Raw genomic sequence first — 18,251 nt, 5'->3', positions numbered from 1 at the left:
GATTGAGATCAGAGAAGAAGATTCTGGAGAGGTGTATAATGTCAGGCTATCCTATTGAATACCGATTTGAAAAAGAATACTTTCTTATTCATTACTCAGCGACTAAATATAGAGAAGGGGATATCGCTGTAGTTAAACTGTTGGATCGGCCTTTTAAAGATAAGGTAGAAATGATGTTAAACACAAAGAATTATGCTTGCGCAACAAAAGTAGAGTTTCTAAATTTTGATCCAGTAACGAATGAAAAACCAGAGCTACTTTCAGTTGGTCGTTCTAGTCGCAAATTTGCGGATTTTTAGTTTTATATCCCCCTCTACAATCTCATATCGAGACACAAACACAGCAAAACAATTATGCGATACGATGCCACATTACCTCATACATGAGATCGTGTGGCATTTCTTAATCTTAATACGCCTTCTTTTAATTCAGGATCAGATAAATGTGCAAAAGATAAATAAATACCATGTTTCGTGCTTAGAGCTGTGGAAGTACTGACTTCCGAGTATATAACCCCTTCTGTTCTTGCTAAAGTCCGGAAGGTATAATAACTCGAGGAATCCCCTTTCCACCAACCAAAAACGTGAAGTCCCGCTTCGTTTTCCACCCAATCAAACCAAGTGGAGAGCTCCTGTTTTAATAGTTTAAGTAACAGATGAAATTTGCGACTATACAAGCGATTCATCCTACGCAGATGCCGCTCATATTGACCACTTGTCATAAATGCTGCTAAAGCTCGCTGCTCTAATAAATTTACTGGTCTAGGTTCATATAATGCTTGAGCTTTTCTAAACGTATCAGACAATGATGGAAGAAGAACGACATAACCAAGTCGCACTTCAAATGGTAATGTTTTGGTAAAGCTGCCAATGTAGATTACGTGTCCATCTTTATCCAGTGTTTTCAGAGGTTCTACATGCATTCCGCGATATCTGAATTCACTATCGTAATCATCCTCAACAATCAAAGCATCATGACGATGTGCCCAGTCAAGCAAGGTTCGTCTGCGTTCAAGGCTAAGCATTTCACCAGTAGGAAATTGCCTGGATGGCGTGACAAATAACATACGAGCATCCCAATCTTGAGGAACAATTCCTTGACCATCAAGATTGGCTTCAATCAACTTCGCACCCGTAGCCAATACAGCCTGAGAAATTCCGACGTAACAAGGGCTTTCTGTCACCACATGATCACCAGGATCTGCAATTAATTGCGTAAGAAGTGCTATAGCTTGCATGGAGCCTGCAGTCACAGCGATCTGATTCGAATCGACTTGGATTCCCCTCATCCTTCTTAGGTAGGCAGCAATCGCTTCTCTCAATTTTGGCTCTCCCAACGAGTCCACAGTTGCGTATGTTGTATTGGAGTAATGCTCTCGATGCCGTACCTCCGCATACAGTCGATTGTTCCATTCATCGTAAGGAAATTTGGTCAAATCGGGCTGATATTTGCTAAAGTCAATTAATGCTTCACTTGTTAAGCGGGTAACTGTTGATTGTGTATGTCTTTGAGGTGTTGTTTGCACAAGCTGCTCTATACGATTTCCCCAAGCGGATAAGTGCTGCGTGCTATATTGGGTTGTATTCTCCTCCTTGTTAAACTCACTTTGATAAGCAACAAAGGTACCTCTTCCATGCTGTGAATGAAGATAACCTTGAGAAGTTAACATATCATAGACTTGATTCACGGTTCCTCGAGAAATTTGATACGTTGCAGCTAATTCTCGTGTAGATGGCATCTTCTCACCGTGCAAGAGATTCCCCTCATGAATAGCTTCACGAATGGCATGATACAGAGCCTTCATCTTGGTATAATGGCGGTTTAAATATGAGCTATAAGCTGCATGAAATTGCATATGACCTCCGTAATTAAGAAAGTGGTACAATGAAATTATAAATTATTGGATCTTTTTAATTGTCAGTTTCCCCTTTATATTAATCCATAGATTCAAGTCAATCAAGAACTGAAAAAAGCTGCGATTAGATTGTTAAACATGGTATAGGGGGAATAGAAGTTATGAGAACAGGTACAGATCGTGTCAAAAGAGGGATGGCTGAAATGCAAAAAGGCGGCGTCATCATGGACGTTATGAATGCAGAGCAAGCAAAAATCGCAGAAGCGGCAGGGGCAACTGCTGTTATGGCTCTTGAGCGCGTTCCTTCCGATATTCGCGCAGCGGGCGGTGTCGCTCGCATGGCAGATCCAACGATCATTGAAGAGGTTATGAAGGTGGTCACTATCCCGGTGATGGCTAAGGCGCGTATCGGTCATTACATAGAAGCAAAAGTACTGGAATCCCTTGGTGTAGACTATCTAGATGAAAGTGAAGTCCTTACACCTGCGGATGAAGTATTCCATATTGATAAACAGGAGTTCACTGTACCGTTCGTATGTGGGGCCAAAGATTTGGGGGAGGCTCTTCGCCGTATTGGTGAAGGGGCATCCATGATTCGTACAAAAGGTGAACCAGGAACGGGTAACATTGTGGAAGCAGTCCGCCATATGCGTTTGATCAACGGTCAGATTCGTAAAGTGCAAAATATGTCCAAGGATGAGCTCTACGCTGAAGCTAAAGTTCTGGGTGTGCCTTACGAGCTTCTGTTTGAAGTTCACGAGAATGGTAAGCTTCCCGTCGTTAACTTTGCAGCCGGCGGTGTTGCTACTCCGGCAGATGCTGCACTAATGATGCATTTGGGAGCAGACGGAGTCTTTGTTGGATCTGGTATTTTCAAATCGGACAATCCTGAGAAGTTTGCTCGTGCCATCGTTGAAGCCACAACACATTATACGGATTATAAACTGATTGCCGAAGTATCTAAGAACTTGGGTACCCCTATGAAAGGGATTGAAATTTCTAAACTGACTGCAGCAGAACGCATGTCTGATCGCGGTTGGTAAGAGGAGAATTAGAGTCACGCATAACCAAAAATCAAACTAAACCCTTGGAACTCGTTTCCGAGGGTTTTTTCTACATGCACTAAAGAATCAATGTTTGGATCTAGATCATGATCGGCAGCGATTAAAAGAAGGAAAACCACAACAACAAAGACAAGACCGATATTCAACGCCTTTTATGAAGGAGGATGGTAATCGGATACTTACAGAAAAATGGAGAAATTCGAATTATATACTTGTAAAATGCAAATATATATTATATAAACTGAAGCAAGAGGTGAGCTTAGATGGAAGAAAGTCCGAGAGAACTACTACAAGTGACTGCACGCCGATTCGGCCTTCTGAATAAGGATTGTTGTAGTGTAGGGACTAATGAAATATCAATGATCCAAAGCCATATTCTTTATGAAATTGATCGACAGCATGAACCATCTATGCAGCAGATTGCAGATTCACTCGGTATGGATATAACTACATTTAGCCGTCAGGTGCAAACGTTGATTAAAAAGAATTTAGTCAAGAAAACAACACATCCCGAGGATCGTAGAGTATATATTCTACATCTTACGACCGAAGGGAAATTCGTGGCTACAACGATTGATGAGAATATGAACAGTTACTTAAATGAGGTTTTCTCTTTTATGGATGCTGACGATTCTTCAATTCTATAATTGATTTAAATCAACGAATCCAATCTGATACGTTATTTTCATCGAACATATAATAAATTAATCTTTTTTTGAACTCATTCTTTCTAACTTTTCTTTATTAATGATAAAATATTCCCTGCCTTGTTTTTCTAATATTCCTTCTTCACGAAATTGGTTAAGTGTGTATAATAGATGTCGATAGCTTCCCCCCACGTATTCTGCTGTTTCGGTATGCTTCTCTTGAAAGTATCCATTATTTTCTATTTCTAGAATATATTTTGCCAATCGATTTTTAAATTCATAATCCTGCATAGCTGTATAATGATCAGTTCTTTTAAGTAATTTATTACCTAAATATTTTGATAAATTATGGAGGAAAAGATTGTCATTTAACAGATGCTCTTTCGATGAAGCCAATGGAACCGCTAAGCATGTGCAGTTATTTATAGCCACAACATCCTTTAAATTCTTTTCAACCTCAATCAAAGATAATTCACCAATAAAATCATCTTTCTTTAGAAACTGAATCAGCGCACGTTTTCCATTTTCGTGTACTAAATATATTTTTGCCTTCCCATCCAATAATAAAAATAGGTACTGAATATCTTCATCAAAGCGCACTATATATTCATTAGCAGAAAACTTACAAACAAAAGCCTGATGTAAAGCTGTTTTCGGAAAAGTTTCTTGAATATCATTATATATATCCACAAAATATTCAGCGTAATCCTTTAAATTAATTTTCTCCATTTTATCACCTCTATATGAGATATCTCCTATTATTATATTTTTACTTTAGATATATTACTACCTAGAGGTGGTTAGGGATGAACAAATACAAACATATTATTTTTGACTTAGATGATACGATACTTGATTTTCATAATTCAGAAGAGAAGGCTTTAAAACAAATTATTACACTGTATGAGTTACCTTATAACAAACAAACCATTGCATGTTATAAGTACATTAATGATGGATTATGGCATCAATTAGAGGAAGGCTTGATTTCTCGTGATGAAGTGCTGACAACGCGGTTTTCGCTTTTTTTGAAGGAATTTCATATAGATGAAAACGGAGCAAAAGTTGAAGCTATGTACCGAGAGCATTTAAACCAAGGTCATTTGGCCGTTACCCATGCACATGAATTATTAAATGCTCTAAGTAAGCAAGATTATAAATTATACATTGGAACAAACGGTGTAGGAAAGACTCAAAGAAAAAGATTAGAAGATGCCAAGCTACGAGGATATTTTGAACAACTTTTTATCTCAGAAGAAATTGGTTATGAAAAACCGAATCCCCATTTCTTTTACTATATTTTTGATGCCGTGCATATAAGCCGCAAAGAACAAGTTCTAATGATAGGTGATCGTTTGACATCAGATATTCAAGGAGCGATCAATGTCGGAATAGATTGTGTGTGGTTTAACCCTAAGAAAAGCATGCCTAAATCATGTTCACCAAAGAGCACATATACAATAACAAATTTAATGCAAATAATGGACTTATTAGAGGAAGAATCATGAAAAAAGTAATTCCATCAATCCTACTCTATATAGTAAGTGCTATTGGCATTAGTCTTACATTAAAAGCTGATGTTGGAGTAAGCAGTTTTAATGCGATGAATTTATCTATATCTGAGTGGACTTCCATCAAAGTTGGTACAATTACATTCATTGCAAATCTCATTTTTCTAATCGGATATATCTTCCTTTGCGAAGAAAAGGATTATAAAAAATTCACTTTGATGTTCATTTCCATCTTGTTCTTTGGAATGATTATTAATTTCTTCCTCTATACTATTTTCGGTACGATTCACGTAGAAAATTATTTAGTAAGAATCGGACTTCTTATTTTCGGTTTGATACTAGCCGGTGGATCAACAGGTATTATTCTATCATTAGATATTATTCCTTTTCCTATTGAAAGTTTATGTTTACGAATAGCTGAATTAACAAAACGCTCTTTCTCTCAGTATAGATATTGTGTCGATCTATTCTATATTGTTATATCAATAACAATATCACTACTATACAGTTTACCAATCAATATCCGTGAAGGAACGATTATCAGCTTCTTCTTATTGTCCGGCATTATTTCTTATACACGATTGAAATTTGCCAACTATCAGCAGAAACCAAAAAAAGGGGAATATAGCGCTAATTAGCCCTATAACTGCGACTTACCATGGAAGTGGGAGAGATTGACTGGGATAATCATTACACATCCGTTGAGGAGGAGAGGAACATGAATGTGGAAGTGTATACGTTAAATGCGTTTGCGAAAGGGGACCGTGGCGGTAATCCAGCCGGCGTTGTCTTGGAGAATGGCCTTTCGCTGGATGATACCGAGAAGCAGCTCATAGCGAAGGATTTGGGCTTTTCGGAAACGGCCTTTATGGAAAAATCCTTGCTTGCGGATTACAAAATCCGCTTTTTCACCCCCACCAGCGAAGTTGATCTGTGCGGACACGCCACGATTGCTGCATTTGGACTAATGCGTTCGCTGGGTTTGGCAGAGGAAGGGGCCTTCTATAGGATAGAAACCAAGGCAGGGATATTGGATGTCGATATTAGCTCGGAGGGTCTTGTTTATTTGTCACAGGCTTTACCACAATTTCTTGAAAGGATATCCTGTGAGGAAATCGCCCCATCTTTGGGGATGGATGCCGAGGATCTTGAAACCGGGTTGCCCATCCAGATTGTTTCGACGGGGCTTCGGGACATTTTGATCCCGATTCGCAGTAGGAAGCTCTTGAATGAGGTTCAGCCCAATTTTGACGCTATAACCGCCATAAGCAAAAAATATGATGTGGTTGGATATCATCTGTTCACACTGGATACTCCAGACGATGCTGCTGCGGAATGCCGAAATTTTGCGCCGCTGCACGATATTCCCGAGGAGAGTGCGACAGGAACATCCAACGGTGCCCTGCTCTGCTATTTGTACCAACATGGCCAACGATCTTTGCGGGAAGTAGAGCACGTTATTTTCAGGCAAGGGTATTCGATGGATTGTCCTTCTGAAATTAAGGCTGGATTGCGCCTGAGCGAGAGCGGTGAAATCAACCAGGTTCGGGTTGGTGGTGCGGTCGCTGGCATTGAACGAAGACAAATTATGATATAAGCGGAATCAAAAAGCCTGTTTTTAGCCTGAACTGCACCCCTTAGAATGGACATTGGAAAAACCCCTGGGTTTAACCGATGAAATTCTAGGGGTGCATTTTTGTATGGCGATCAAAGGTCAAAAGTTTAGGGCATATTCTGAGGAACTCAAGTTGGAGGCCATTCGTATGCACGTAGAAGAGAAATGGACCTATCGACAAATCAACGACCATTTCGGAATTCAAGATGAGGGGCGGATGAAGCGATGGATGCGTCATACGTCTGATGCAACAGCTTGGCCTTCAGGCCAGCATTCGCCGGAAACGTCGATTTAACTTGACATATAAGGCTGCTCGAACGTGTAGCTGAGAATCTGCTTCAAAGGAAATTTACTGCCGAAAAACCAAACCAGAAGTGGGTGACCGATGTGACTCAATACCGGTTGGCGAGCGTTGGCTCTATCTTTCAGCTGTGAAAGATCTGTTTAACAACGAGATTGTGGCCTACGAACTTAGCCAACGGAATGACAATGATTTGGTGCTTCAAACCTTTGCCAAAGCGTTCTCTAAGCAAAAAGACGTGACTGAATTGATCGTTCACAGCGACCAAGGATTTCAGTACACGTCTCATGCCTACCACGACATGCTGCCAAAGGTTGGCGCCCAAATCAGCATGTCTCGCAGGGGCAATTGTCTAGACAACGCCTCTATGGAGAGTTTCTTCTCGCATCTCAAAACGGAAGGACTCTACCCTTATGATTATACGAAATATGCTAGAGGCACAAAGGAGAATTGAAAAATATATCCGATTTTACAACAAAAGACGGCCACAGCGTAAACTAAAAAAACTGACGCCGATAGAATTTCGACGTCAGTTTGGATAGGTGTTTTTTAATGTCCACTAAACGGGGTCTTGACCAGTTTTCCCTCGGATCTTTTACATTCGTAAAATTCTTTCATTCGAGTGTTGCGAGATCGGATCAGACCACACTGTACCGCCATAACAAGTGCATACCGAAGCTGCCTGGAACCACGTTTAGTGATTCGATTCCGAGTTGCTGTAAACTTACCTGAAGCAAAAACACTGGGGTCTATGCCTGCAAAGGCAACCAGTTTCTTTGGATGGTCAAATCGGTCGACTTCCCCAATTTCGGATAAAATTGTTGCTGCAATTTTAGGGCCAATACCGGGAATTGACTTGGATTAAATCATACTCTTCAATCTCAGTAGCCAGGGCATCTATGGTCTGTTCCAACATAGCAAGATGCTCCGGGTACTGAAGAATAAGGCTGATTAAGATCTTAAGATTGATGAGGTGGCTCTCATACATGGTTTTCCGAAAAATGAGGTAGGAAACTCATGTAAGAAGCGAAGAGATACGTTAGAATACATAGCACTAAAAACACCTCTATACGCTGGGAAAACCTGATCCAAAACAGCTTGGAATTGCAGCATTGTCTGCACGGCCATCTTAGAGAAGGACTCATGTTGGCGCGTCAGATAACGCATATTGAGCAATTGGACACCTCTTTTTTTGATGGGTTCGAATTCCTCCCTATAGTACAGATCGCCGAGAAGAAGAGCGTCGGCAGCATCTGTTTTTACTTTACGAAGGTTTGTTTTTCGAAACCGCTTAGAAATGAGCGGATTGATTACGATAAATACATAGTGATGTTCCTCTAGAAATTGACAGACAGGGCTTTGGTAGTGCCCAGTGGCTTCCAGAATGATTGTAGGCCGATGACCTGATTCACGTTCGATGTCCTGAAAAACTTGAAGCAATATCTCAAGCCCATCCCACGTATGTTGGAAATAGAAAATTCCTTGGTATGGTTTTCCTCGATCTAAGAAAGCTTGTCCGTGACTTTCTTCTTTAGATATGTCTAGCCCGATAACAGGGTTCATTTTATCTCTCCTCGAAATCAATTAACCGGTAGCCCCAACGAACTCCTTGTCGCGCCACAGCATCGCATGTGATACGGGATCGATGTCCCAACCAGCCTCAAACATGGTTATGACAAGTAGGGGTGAACTTTATAGCGCTCGGGATCTGGTCCCACGGGCAGGTGCGTTCGACACGGCTACATTTAATCCTTTTAGTTAATGCAAAAAGGATCAACCAGAAAGAATTGGTTAATCTCATAATACGATGGGCAGGATTGCTGAATCATTCCTCGAATATTTTATCACTTGGATAATTTTAAAAAATTGTTAGGATAAGTTGTCTGAATGAAACGCAAATCAATAGATAAGGGTGATTCATGTGAAGTGAGGACTCATTGTGTATTTGAACGGAACGTCAAGTTCTGGAAAGACCTCCTTATCAACTGAACTGATAAATCAAAAAGAGATTCCTTTTTACCATTTATCAATTGATGAGTTTTTTAGTAATTACAATGATTTTGTTAATAACAAATTTCCAGATGAACCTCCAAGAGGAATAGATCATCAAGTTGTCTCGCAAATAGTTGATCATTCCATATTCTCAGTGTACCTTTCTACAATTAAATTGTTATCCGAATTAGGTTTTAATGTAATCGTAGATACCGTAATCCCAAATGACAAGTCGTTTAATGATTTTTATGATGTACTTATTGATCATCCTATATTGTTTATAGGGGTACGATGCTCGAAAGAAGAACTTACTAGAAGAGAGCAGGGCAGGGGAGATCGCGCGATTGGACTTGCCCACTCCCAGTTCGACTACACATATTCATATAATGAATATGATCTTGAAGTGAACACGGAAGAGCTCAGCCCAGTTGAATGTACCGATAAAATATTAAGTTTTATCAAGTCCGATCAGGATTACTCTGTGTTTAAGAATTTAAGTAAAAGAGAGATTATTGTTTCATAGAAGGTGAATCATCAGATAACGACATATTCAAGCATTGGGGCTATTGCCCTTCGGTCTGCCCGCATTTCGAAATAAACTAACGGGAAACTTTAGCTCAATACAGCAAAGGGCAGTTTGCCGGTTAGCAGCCGCTTCTTTTTTTAATATGAGATGTTGAGTAACTACAGGAATGAACAAACTATGTTATGCTGGATACAACAAAGTGCGTTCATTTCAAGAAAGGGGTTTAAAATGCCATGTGCCGAAATATCAAGACCTTATTCAATTTCGACCCGCCTGCGACGGAAGAAGAAATTCAGGCTGCAGCGCTGCAATTCGTAAGGAAGCTCTCGGGCTTTAACCGTCCTTCCAAAGCGAACGAAGCGGCGTTTAACCAAGCGGTGCAAGAGTTCACCGTCGTTGCACGACAGCTGCTAGATTCTCTGGTGACTCAAGCCGAACCTCGCAATCGAGAGGTCGAGATCGCTCGGGCCCGGGCACGGAACGCCAAGCGATTCGGAGAATCCTGAGTGGGTATAGAGTGAATCGCATTAGAGTTATGTGATTATTTATGAATTATGTAAATTAGATGTTATATGCAATTACTACAGAACATCATGCAGACAAGCTAGTAAAGGAGTAGTCCGATTGCCGAAAAGGGCAAGAACATGAGCCGATTACCAATTAGATAAATATCTAACTGGAATTTAATGATCAAAAGGAAAAGGCCGCAGATGCGATTCGGCGGCCATCCTGCGGCGAGAGAATTCAATTTCTCGTTCGATATTTATCAATCTCACTTAGCAACCGATTAATGTTAGAACGGATATGTGAATTGTCTTCGTACAGTCTACTCAACATGACTCCGCCCTCAATTACTGAGGTTATATAGATGGAAAATTCTTCCACCTCTATCTCTTCTTTAAACTCCCCTTGTTCGATCCCCAACCGAAGAAGAGAACGGATTAATTCCAAAAAACTACCCATCGCTATTTGCGCCTTTTCCTTTAATGCAGGATGAGCGTCATCACTCTCGATGGCTGTGTTTAGAACGGGACAGCCCCCTGCAAGCGGGGGATTATCATAAGCATCCTGATAGACTGAAATAACGGCAGACAGCTTTTCAAAAGCCGTCTTTTTGTTCGCCATCGCATCCACGAAAGATGCTCTCAATACCGTTGCAGCATGTTCAAACGCTTCTAGGGCAAGCTGATCCTTATTCTCGAAATGATTATAGATTCCGCCCTTTTGCATACCTGTGACACGGGTCAAATCCGAGATAGAGGAGCCAAAGTACCCTTTCTGATTGAATAAAACGGCAGCTTGTCGGATGATAAAATCCTTGGTCTTTTCTCCTTTTTTCAACGCCATCCCCCTCAAAAAAAAACAATCGTTCGTTATTTTGATTATATATCAAATGATGCCTCTGTAAAGAGTCGTAAATGTATATAGACGGTTAATGAAATTTATGGTAATTTATATAACGAACGTTCGGTTTTTTTGTGGTGTGCAAACATTTCAAATCAAAGAGGAGTGATTGATTCTTATGAAAAAACAATGGTCGGTAGGTATGCTCGTATTTGATCAGGTTGACGCTTTTGACTTCGTTGGTCCGTCTGAGATTCTATCAGTTACGCGATACAGTGCTCAAGATGTTCAGAATATGATCTTTGGCTCAGCGGATGAGCAGCCTAAGCCATTTTTAGTTCATACGGTATCAGAAACAGGGGGAATCGTTACGGCCAGCAATGGCCTCCGCATTATGGCCGACTACAGCATTGAGAATGCCCCCCAATTTGATATCGTTTTGATTCCAGGCGGTTTCCAGCCGATAATCCGCAAACTGATCGCAAATACAAGGGTGATCCAGTGGATCACCGATCAAACTGTAGAATTGATGACATCTGTCTGTACGGGTGCATTCGCTTTAGCTCAAGCGGGGCTGTTAAATGGGAAAAAAGCAACTACCAACCGAAAAGGACTGGACTCCTTCCAGAAGTATTTTCCTGAAGTCACGGTAATTCAAGATCAAAAGTTCGTAGATGAGGGGAGCATTATTACTGCACAAGGACCAGATGCGGGGCTTCACTTAGCTTTTCATCTTGTCAAAAGACTATTGGGTGAAGAAGTGGCCCTCATGACAGCAGATACAGTAGAGTATGATGGATATGAAAAAGCTTTTTAGGTCGATTTCGATTCGATTGTGGCCAGCGAATTAGCCAAAAACCCGGTTTATGTTCTTGTCATCCGAGAACAAGAACTGACCGGGGACAAGAACAAAGACCCATTGAAAGTCGCTAATTAAGTGTATGTGTGAAATTAAATATAGTGATAGATGCTACGCGATTTAGGGAAGATTATTGCAAGTTCCGTATATTGACCCTCTTCTGATTGCACAGTTAGCGAGTGGCCAAGTTTGATTGCCATCTGATTGGCCAGGTATAATCCCATGCCAGTAGAGCTAGTATTTTTTCTACCATTAGAACCAGTAAATCCTTTGTCAAAAATTCTGACCAGCTCTTCCGGAAGAATACCAATACCGGAATCCTGGATCAATAGGCGCTTCTCTCTCGTATTTTCCTCAAGAGAACAGATAACGGAACCTCCACGCTCTGTATATTTCAAAGCGTTGGTGACGATCTGGTCTATAATGAATCCAAGCCATTTAGTGTCACTGTAAACCGTTGTTTCTTCTTCCCACATGGTGAATCGGATTCGCTTGGCGACGAACATCTTAGCATACTTCCGGACACTGGCCCGCATGATTTGATTCAATGAAACCTCTGCAATCAGATAATCTCTTGAGAATGAATCGATCCGGGAATAATAGAGTGTTTGTTCTACATAATGATCAATTTTGTTTACTTCATCCTCCAGCTTGTTCACGAGCTCTTCTAAAGAACTGATTGTATTATTTCTCAACAGTAGATGACATGCTGTTATAGGTAGCTTCACTTCATGTATCCAAGATATGATGAAGTCATGAAAGTCCGTTCGCTCCTCATGGAAAGTCTGGTCTGCTTCCAATTTGGCTTTATGGAGCTTTCTGGCCAGAGACATATACAGTCTCTGTTCATGACTTAAAGACTTAGGGATTGCAGCAAAGAAATCGTTTCCGCCATTTTTGATTATTTCACTCAGTACTTTATAATGTCCGTAGCGGCGAGTGAATCCGACGGCCAGATATACTCCTATCAAAGTAAAGCAACCTAACAAGTTGTAAAGAATATCCTCAGTGTCATACCTACCACCTGGACTGATAAACATCATTAAGCTGGTAAAAAGCATCATTGAAACAGCCAGTATAATAACAGAAAGCTTATCTTCTAAGTATTGTAAAAGACTCATTTAATTATATACCCCTCACCTTTGATCGTCGTTATGAATTGATTCTGTCCCAATTCCATTAGTTTTTTTCTGATACGCGTCATATTCACGGTTAATGTATTGTCATCTACAAAACTTTCATCTTCCCACAGACGTCGCATCATTTTCTCTCGACTGACAATTCTTCCTTTGTTTTGCATCAAAAGATTTAAAATTCGAAACTCATTTTTCGTAAGTTCGGCCGTTTGTGCCCCGCATAACAGCTTTCCTTCATTCAGGTTCAATATCACACCGTTATGCTCAATTACATTTAGGACAGAATCTGTATAAGAGTATGTTCTACGCAGCAACGCTTTGATTTTAGAGATGAGGATCTCGTCATAGAAGGGCTTCGTGATGTAGTCGTCTCCACCCATATTGATCGCCATTACCATATCCATGGGAGTGTTTCGGGAAGAGAGGAAGATAATTGGGACTTTGGAGACTTCTCTGATCCTACTGCACCAATAGAATCCATCATAAACTGGCAGATTAATATCTAGAAGCACCAGATGAGGTTGTTCTTTCACATATTGTTGCTGGACCTGATCAAAATCGTTACAAAGAACAGCTTCGAATCCCCATCTCTGAACGGTAACTCCAAGCATCTCTCTTATCGTCACATCGTCTTCTATTATCATAATCTTCACACTTGTTACCTCCAAATAGGTTAAGTCCATCTCATTATAACTTTGTTATATAAAGGAAACATCTCTATTATACAAGGTGACAAAAGTGTAAGTCTGCTTACGGAAAACGTAAGTCAGAATCAAGGTTCCTTGTAAGTGAAGGTGTTATGCTACAAAGTAATTAACAAAGGAGGTGCTATGCAAGAAATGAAAGAGATCGTTAGAATTAATCAATTACAAAAGTCATTCGCCGTCAAAGGGAATGTCATGCCAGTACTGCATGGGATTGATATGAACGTTTATGAGGGGGAATTTGTAGGTATTATGGGGCCTTCCGGTTCCGGGAAAACGACACTGCTCAATATCGTTTCCACAATTGACGAGCCGACCTCAGGAGACGTTGTAATAGATGGGGAAAGTGTGCTGCAAATGAATGAAGCTCAGTTATCCGAGTTTCGCCGATCGAAGCTAGGATTTATTTTTCAAGACTATCATCTATTAGATACGCTAACTGTCAAGGAAAATATAGTGCTTCCTCTTGCTCTGGCCAAGATGGACGTGAAAGAAATAGAGCACCGAGTTGAGGCAATCGGGAATCGGTTTGGCATAGAAAAATTGATGGATAAATACCCTTATCAAATCTCTGGCGGGCAAAAGCAGCGTACCGCAGCATCACGGGCAATCGTTACCGATCCGAGACTAATCCTGGCGGATGAACCGACAGGAGCCCTAGATTCACGTGCAGCAACAGATTTGCTGGAAACCATGAATGATCTGAACAGGCAGGAGTTTGCCACGATTCTTATGGTTACACATGATGCTTACGCAGCAAGCTATTGCACCCGAGTGCTCTTTATTAAAGATGGCGGTATTTTCGCAGAGCTAGTCAAAGGCAACATGACCAGAAAAGAGTTTTTTAAAAAGATACTTGATGTGCTGAACGTGCTCGGAGGGGATGCAAATGACGCTGTTTGATCTGGCAAGGAAAAATATTCAGGGTAATTTCCGAAGTTACTTCGTTTATTTTTTTCCATGTTTGTAAGTACGGTCATTTTTTATATTTTCGTTTCTCTTCAGAATAGTACAGAAATCATCAGATCAATTGAATCATCGGAAAGTATGAAATCTATTTTTTTCATCGCCTCCATAGTCCTGATATTGTTCGTTTCAGTGTTTATCTTGTATTCGAATCAATTCTTTACCCGGAAACGGAAACAGGAGGTGGGGCTTTACGCGCTACTGGGGTTACCTAATCAAACGATTGGGAAACTACTGTTTTATGAAAACCTATTGATTGGTACGATTGTGCTGGTCTTAGCAGTTATGGTTGGAACCCTATTATCAAAGCTGTTCTCCATGATGTTGGCGAGGTTGCTCGGCGTTAATGTCGACATTAGCATTTCAATTTCATTTCCAGCAGTAGCAAGTACAGTCATTGTGTTCATGATCATTATTCTGATTACGTCACTGCAAGCTTACAGACTGATTTACCGATTCCGGTTGATCGAGTTGTTTAGGGCAGAACAGGAAGGTGAGAGTGAATCGCGAGCTTCCATCATTTCTGCGTGTGCTGCGGTCCTTATCTTGTCAATCAGTTATGAGATTGGTTTAAGGGAGTTCACAAATACTGAACAGATACTAACCAACCTAGGAATGATGACGGTTGGAATCATTTTGGGCACTGGACTTATGTTTTCATCATTTGTCATTTTTATGCTGAGATTGATGAAAGGCCGTAAGCAGCATTACTTTAAAGGTATGAATTTGGTTATTACCTCAAATCTTGTATACCGGATGAGGGGCAATGCCCGTACGTTCACCATCATTTCCATCTTGTCGGCATTGGCTTTATGTGCATTTAGTTTTGGATTGAGCACCTACCACACCTACGAACATTCGGCGCGTTTGGCTGCTCCATTCAGCTACATGTTTGTCAGTCAGGACGAAGCTTTCAATAAGCAAGTGGACGATATCATCAAAAGAGATGCCGAACATCCTGTTACTGCGCAGGTGGAGATTTCAGTCGTTCAACTTAACGGTTATTCTTCTAATAACGAAATTATATCAAACAAACAGCTAGCCAATAACGAGCAGCCCATCAAAGTGATATCGATGAGCGGATATAACCAAGCTGCAGAAGCACTAGGCATTCCCCAAGTTAATGTAACGGAAAGCGATCAAGCGATCGCAATTCGCCCGATGTTTACCGAACATGAGTGGGCAGATTATGATTATGAAACCATCTCTCTGCAGCTGTCCTCTCAGCAGTTAACCTTGGCTTATACAGATATGACGATTGAGCGAATCGTGAACTGGAGCTATCCGGATAACATGATCGTAGTAGCTGACGAATTATACAAATTCGTAGAACGGCAAAGTACGCCTGTAAATTATATTGGATATGCGGTAGAAGAACAAAAAACGACGAAAAAAACCTCCGATACGCTTGCCGACATAGCAACACCGGAATCCAAGATGTCCTCGTACTATGCCGAGTATCGTGTAGGAATTGAAAATGCGGGGTTGAATGTATTTATTCTTGGTTTTCTTGGGCTTGTGTTCCTCCTTGCATTGGGTAGTGTCCTTTATTTTAAGCAATTGACTGAAGCTACAGGTGATATTTCCCGCTATGATATTCTCAAGAAGATTGGTGTGAGTAACAAGGAAATCAGAACGTCCATCATCAAGCAAAACGCTGTAGTTTTTATGCTCCCGCTGCTTGTTGGAATAGTCCACTATGTTGTCATTTTCACCTGGATGAGAAGGTTGTTCGGAGGATTGGGAGGCATCAGCCTTTTGGAGCCGATACTGATCTGTATAAGCATCTTTTTGGTGATTTACATGTTCTATTTTATATTGACCATAGGATCGGTCAGCAAACTCCTCATCGGGGAAGCATTACATTCCAGCCGTCTCGCTTTACTTGGTATAGTAGCAGGTATCCTAATACTCGTTGGATTCCTCGTCTGGTTGGCTCCGGAACCACTGAAAGAAGCTGAAGATCGAGGTACAAGCGATGTTCACTTTGATCTACCTAAACCGAAAGGGAATTACGTGATCGGCGTTACAGAGCTTCACTTGGTGGACACGGAAAGAATAGATCCATGGGTGAACCAACTCCAGAGGGAACTCATGATCAGTATTTGGTATCCGGCTGAAAAAGAAAGCGAACAGCGGGCAGCATATATGCATGAGGGTGCGGCTATGCATTACGATGAAGAAGAAATCCCATCGATTGGTCTGGATCCTGGGACGATTGATTTATCGGGCATTGATACGCATGCATGGCTGGATGCACCTGCAGTTGCTAAAAAAGGAGGATGGCCAGTGATTTTCTTCTCACCAGGAGGCACTGTACCACGAAGTTTTGGCACTATTCTAGTTCAGGAGCTGGCTAGCCAGGGGTATGTTGTTATCACAATAGATCACACACATGAATCTTCTGTAGTCGAATTTCCCGACGGGCGGATTGTAAAGGGAACATTACCGGAGATTAATGCTGAAACGGTGCTAAAGATGATAGAGGTACGAGTTGATGATGTGCGATTTGCATTGGATCAATTGGAGGAGATGAGGACCGGGAGTAATATCGATGCAGAGCAGAAGGGATTGCCTCAAGGGTTGCCTGAAACGCTTGATTTGTCAAAGGTAGGCATTTATGGGCACTCCGCAGGAGGTGCGACAGCGGCTCAAACGATGTATGAAGATGATCGGTTCGATGCGGGAATTGATATGGACGGAACTTTAGGGCATATGCCTAACCATCCACTTCCCGTGGCTCAACATGGTCTAGATCGTCCCTTTATGCTGCTTAACTCCGGTATCAATGATGAGGGGAAAGTGGACTCGCATTTGACTGCTGAGGACCGGGGTATGTTCTGGAGCCGAACAAGCGGATGGAAATTCGATTTAAGTATACCGAACGGAGCGCATTTTACCTTCACTGATTATCAGTACCTGTTACCTCAGATTGCGATGAAGCTGAGTCTCTCCAGGCAGGTGATCCATCAAAGCATAGGACCCGTTGATCCTCAGCGAGCGCTTGATGCTCAGAGGGAATATGTATCCGCGTTTTTTGATTATCACTTAAAGTCTATCTCGCAGCCCTTGCTAGAGTCATCTAATTCATCATACGCAGAGGTTAAAATAATTAAGTAGTCTTACGTGAAAGAGAGAAACAGTACAAACAGTATCTTAAGAAATGTAATACGAATTGTGTTTCTCATCGGTATACCCGTCGTAATACTCAAAATTCGGCTTTGAACCAGCGCGACAAGACGGCTGTGATTCTAAACAATTCAAAGTGTCGAACGAGCTTATTCATCTTTGCTATTCGGCAGGATTGCAGGCGGTATTGTTTAAGTTGGGATTTACAACGATCTCATGATAATTGTCGAGCTTGTAATCAATAATTCTTTGCGTCTCTATCAATCGTTCAATCTCTTTCTGAATTCTTTCCTTGTGTTCCATTAGTATGGAGACTCTCTGAGGGATAGAGGCAGCGCCTGCTTCGTAAAGATTGCGGAAATGCTTCATCTCCTCCAGAGTCATGCCTGTTGCCTTGAGCCTCGTTAAGAAAACCATGCCCGCCAATTGGCTTTTGCTATACGTTCGGTGTCCGTTTGCTTTGCGGTCGGCATGCGGAAGCAAGCCAATCTTCTCGTAATAGCGGATCGTATCCTCGGAGAGCCCCGTTAATTCGGATGCCTGTTTAATGGAGCTTACAGATTCAGGAATTTCGATCACTTTGCTGCACCTCCTTATCTTCC

The 18,251-nt window shown here is 41.3% G+C and carries 20 protein-coding genes and 1 pseudogene; 14 read left to right on the top strand and 7 right to left on the bottom strand.

Annotation, left to right across the window (positions count from 1 at the left end; translation table 11 throughout):
• Positions 1 to 38: 38 nt before the first annotated feature.
• Positions 39 to 299 carry a hypothetical protein gene (locus TCA2_RS11865; RefSeq protein ID WP_047911817.1) on the top strand — a complete coding sequence of 87 codons (261 nt, stop codon included), beginning with the start codon at positions 39 to 41 and terminating at the stop codon, positions 297 to 299.
• 77 nt (positions 300 to 376) lie between these two features.
• On the opposite strand, the gene TCA2_RS11860 is transcribed toward TCA2_RS11865, so the two are convergent.
• A complete protein-coding gene (locus TCA2_RS11860) occupies positions 377 to 1,855 on the bottom strand; it encodes a PLP-dependent aminotransferase family protein (RefSeq protein ID WP_047911816.1) in 1,479 nt (492 codons plus the stop codon).
• A 161-nt stretch (positions 1,856 to 2,016) separates the two neighbouring features.
• Between TCA2_RS11860 and pdxS the strand changes: the two genes are divergently transcribed.
• Positions 2,017 to 2,898, top strand: coding sequence for a pyridoxal 5'-phosphate synthase lyase subunit PdxS (gene pdxS / locus TCA2_RS11855; protein WP_047911815.1), 882 nt, complete (start codon positions 2,017 to 2,019; stop codon positions 2,896 to 2,898).
• A 284-nt stretch (positions 2,899 to 3,182) separates the two neighbouring features.
• Positions 3,183 to 3,566: a MarR family winged helix-turn-helix transcriptional regulator gene (locus TCA2_RS11850; RefSeq protein ID WP_047911814.1), complete on the top strand. Its 384-nt coding sequence runs from the start codon at positions 3,183 to 3,185 to the stop codon at positions 3,564 to 3,566.
• 57 nt (positions 3,567 to 3,623) lie between these two features.
• Here TCA2_RS11850 and yeiL read toward each other — a convergent pair whose 3' ends face one another.
• Positions 3,624 to 4,295: a transcriptional regulator YeiL gene (gene yeiL / locus TCA2_RS11845; protein ID WP_052511937.1), complete on the bottom strand. Its 672-nt coding sequence runs from the start codon at positions 4,293 to 4,295 to the stop codon at positions 3,624 to 3,626.
• A 77-nt stretch (positions 4,296 to 4,372) separates the two neighbouring features.
• On the opposite strand from yeiL, the gene TCA2_RS11840 reads away from it, so the two are divergent.
• The 6 genes from TCA2_RS11840 to TCA2_RS28000 all read left to right on the top strand — a co-directional run bounded on the left by TCA2_RS11840 (position 4,373) and on the right by TCA2_RS28000 (position 7,535).
• Complete coding sequence (locus TCA2_RS11840) at positions 4,373 to 5,074, top strand: YjjG family noncanonical pyrimidine nucleotidase (protein WP_047911813.1); 702 nt, start codon at positions 4,373 to 4,375, stop codon at positions 5,072 to 5,074.
• Positions 5,071 to 5,715 (top strand): YitT family protein, encoded by a 645-nt coding sequence (locus TCA2_RS11835; protein ID WP_047911812.1) that lies wholly within the window; start codon positions 5,071 to 5,073, stop codon positions 5,713 to 5,715. The genes TCA2_RS11840 and TCA2_RS11835 overlap by 4 nt, the downstream gene beginning before the upstream one ends.
• Before the next feature lie 80 nt (positions 5,716 to 5,795).
• On the top strand, positions 5,796 to 6,674 hold the full coding sequence (locus TCA2_RS11830) for a PhzF family phenazine biosynthesis protein (protein ID WP_047911811.1): 879 nt from the start codon (positions 5,796 to 5,798) through the stop codon (positions 6,672 to 6,674).
• Positions 6,675 to 6,777: 103 nt separating this feature from the next.
• On the top strand, positions 6,778 to 6,987 hold the full coding sequence (locus TCA2_RS26920) for a transposase (protein WP_238546361.1): 210 nt from the start codon (positions 6,778 to 6,780) through the stop codon (positions 6,985 to 6,987).
• A gap of 79 nt (positions 6,988 to 7,066) precedes the next feature.
• Positions 7,067 to 7,447 carry a transposase gene (locus TCA2_RS28005; RefSeq protein ID WP_370510345.1) on the top strand — a complete coding sequence of 127 codons (381 nt, stop codon included), beginning with the start codon at positions 7,067 to 7,069 and terminating at the stop codon, positions 7,445 to 7,447.
• Entirely contained in the window at positions 7,407 to 7,535 is a 129-nt protein-coding gene (locus tag TCA2_RS28000) for an IS3 family transposase (RefSeq protein WP_152557715.1), read from the top strand. Before TCA2_RS28005 ends, TCA2_RS28000 begins: the two co-directional genes overlap by 41 nt.
• Positions 7,536 to 7,563: 28 nt before the next feature.
• On the opposite strand, the pseudogene TCA2_RS11815 reads toward TCA2_RS28000, so the two are convergent.
• Positions 7,564 to 8,556 (bottom strand): annotated as a pseudogene (locus TCA2_RS11815) (IS110 family transposase); the annotation flags it as partial.
• Between the two features lie 376 nt (positions 8,557 to 8,932).
• Between TCA2_RS11815 and TCA2_RS11810 the strand changes: the two are divergent.
• Positions 8,933 to 9,508, top strand: coding sequence for a chloramphenicol phosphotransferase CPT family protein (locus tag TCA2_RS11810; RefSeq protein ID WP_370510343.1), 576 nt, complete (start codon positions 8,933 to 8,935; stop codon positions 9,506 to 9,508).
• Positions 9,509 to 9,744: 236 nt separating this feature from the next.
• Positions 9,745 to 10,017 (top strand): DUF2277 domain-containing protein, encoded by a 273-nt coding sequence (locus tag TCA2_RS11805; RefSeq protein ID WP_047911810.1) that lies wholly within the window; start codon positions 9,745 to 9,747, stop codon positions 10,015 to 10,017.
• A gap of 238 nt (positions 10,018 to 10,255) precedes the next feature.
• Here the strand turns inward: TCA2_RS11805 and TCA2_RS11800 are convergent, their stop codons facing one another.
• Positions 10,256 to 10,852 (bottom strand): TetR/AcrR family transcriptional regulator, encoded by a 597-nt coding sequence (locus tag TCA2_RS11800; RefSeq protein WP_047911809.1) that lies wholly within the window; start codon positions 10,850 to 10,852, stop codon positions 10,256 to 10,258.
• Between the two features lie 181 nt (positions 10,853 to 11,033).
• Between TCA2_RS11800 and TCA2_RS11795 the strand changes: the two genes are divergently transcribed.
• The gene (locus TCA2_RS11795; protein ID WP_047911808.1) at positions 11,034 to 11,672 is read left to right on the top strand and encodes a DJ-1/PfpI family protein; all 639 of its coding nucleotides are present in this window, start codon (positions 11,034 to 11,036) and stop codon (positions 11,670 to 11,672) included.
• Between the two features lie 134 nt (positions 11,673 to 11,806).
• Here TCA2_RS11795 and TCA2_RS11790 read toward each other — a convergent pair whose 3' ends face one another.
• Both TCA2_RS11790 and TCA2_RS11785 read right to left on the bottom strand, forming a co-directional pair.
• Complete coding sequence (locus TCA2_RS11790; protein ID WP_047911807.1) at positions 11,807 to 12,835, bottom strand: sensor histidine kinase; 1,029 nt, start codon at positions 12,833 to 12,835, stop codon at positions 11,807 to 11,809.
• Positions 12,832 to 13,503 carry a response regulator transcription factor gene (locus TCA2_RS11785; RefSeq protein WP_047911806.1) on the bottom strand — a complete coding sequence of 224 codons (672 nt, stop codon included), beginning with the start codon at positions 13,501 to 13,503 and terminating at the stop codon, positions 12,832 to 12,834. The genes TCA2_RS11790 and TCA2_RS11785 overlap by 4 nt, the downstream gene beginning before the upstream one ends.
• Before the next feature lie 186 nt (positions 13,504 to 13,689).
• On the opposite strand from TCA2_RS11785, the gene TCA2_RS11780 reads away from it, so the two are divergent.
• A complete protein-coding gene (locus TCA2_RS11780) occupies positions 13,690 to 14,457 on the top strand; it encodes an ABC transporter ATP-binding protein (RefSeq protein ID WP_047911987.1) in 768 nt (255 codons plus the stop codon).
• Between the two features lie 144 nt (positions 14,458 to 14,601).
• On the top strand, positions 14,602 to 17,640 hold the full coding sequence (locus TCA2_RS11775; RefSeq protein WP_238546359.1) for an FtsX-like permease family protein: 3,039 nt from the start codon (positions 14,602 to 14,604) through the stop codon (positions 17,638 to 17,640).
• A gap of 171 nt (positions 17,641 to 17,811) precedes the next feature.
• Here the strand turns inward: TCA2_RS11775 and TCA2_RS11770 are convergent, their stop codons facing one another.
• Positions 17,812 to 18,228: a MerR family transcriptional regulator gene (locus TCA2_RS11770; RefSeq protein ID WP_047911805.1), complete on the bottom strand. Its 417-nt coding sequence runs from the start codon at positions 18,226 to 18,228 to the stop codon at positions 17,812 to 17,814.
• Positions 18,229 to 18,251 lie beyond the last annotated feature (23 nt).

Source organism: Paenibacillus sp. TCA20, from assembly GCF_000732325.1.
In the GTDB taxonomy this organism is placed as follows: domain Bacteria; phylum Bacillota; class Bacilli; order Paenibacillales; family Paenibacillaceae; genus Paenibacillus; species Paenibacillus urinalis.
This window is presented reverse-complemented; position numbering and strand designations above follow the sequence as displayed.

Excerpts from the sequence above, each read along its gene's own strand:
- TCA2_RS11865 (WP_047911817.1), top strand. The coding sequence starts at position 39 with ATGTCAGGCTATCCTATTGAATACCGATTTGAAAAAGAATACTTTCTT.
- TCA2_RS11860 (WP_047911816.1), bottom strand. The coding sequence starts at position 1,855 with ATGCAATTTCATGCAGCTTATAGCTCATATTTAAACCGCCATTATACC.
- pdxS (WP_047911815.1), top strand. The coding sequence starts at position 2,017 with ATGAGAACAGGTACAGATCGTGTCAAAAGAGGGATGGCTGAAATGCAA.
- TCA2_RS11850 (WP_047911814.1), top strand. The coding sequence starts at position 3,183 with ATGGAAGAAAGTCCGAGAGAACTACTACAAGTGACTGCACGCCGATTC.
- yeiL (WP_052511937.1), bottom strand. The coding sequence starts at position 4,295 with ATGGAGAAAATTAATTTAAAGGATTACGCTGAATATTTTGTGGATATA.
- TCA2_RS11840 (WP_047911813.1), top strand. The coding sequence starts at position 4,373 with ATGAACAAATACAAACATATTATTTTTGACTTAGATGATACGATACTT.
- TCA2_RS11835 (WP_047911812.1), top strand. The coding sequence starts at position 5,071 with ATGAAAAAAGTAATTCCATCAATCCTACTCTATATAGTAAGTGCTATT.
- TCA2_RS11830 (WP_047911811.1), top strand. The coding sequence starts at position 5,796 with ATGAATGTGGAAGTGTATACGTTAAATGCGTTTGCGAAAGGGGACCGT.
- TCA2_RS26920 (WP_238546361.1), top strand. The coding sequence starts at position 6,778 with ATGGCGATCAAAGGTCAAAAGTTTAGGGCATATTCTGAGGAACTCAAG.
- TCA2_RS28000 (WP_152557715.1), top strand. The coding sequence starts at position 7,407 with ATGATTATACGAAATATGCTAGAGGCACAAAGGAGAATTGAAAAATAT.
- TCA2_RS11805 (WP_047911810.1), top strand. The coding sequence starts at position 9,745 with ATGTGCCGAAATATCAAGACCTTATTCAATTTCGACCCGCCTGCGACG.
- TCA2_RS11795 (WP_047911808.1), top strand. The coding sequence starts at position 11,034 with ATGAAAAAACAATGGTCGGTAGGTATGCTCGTATTTGATCAGGTTGAC.
- TCA2_RS11790 (WP_047911807.1), bottom strand. The coding sequence starts at position 12,835 with ATGAGTCTTTTACAATACTTAGAAGATAAGCTTTCTGTTATTATACTG.
- TCA2_RS11780 (WP_047911987.1), top strand. The coding sequence starts at position 13,690 with ATGAAAGAGATCGTTAGAATTAATCAATTACAAAAGTCATTCGCCGTC.
- TCA2_RS11775 (WP_238546359.1), top strand. The coding sequence starts at position 14,602 with ATGAAATCTATTTTTTTCATCGCCTCCATAGTCCTGATATTGTTCGTT.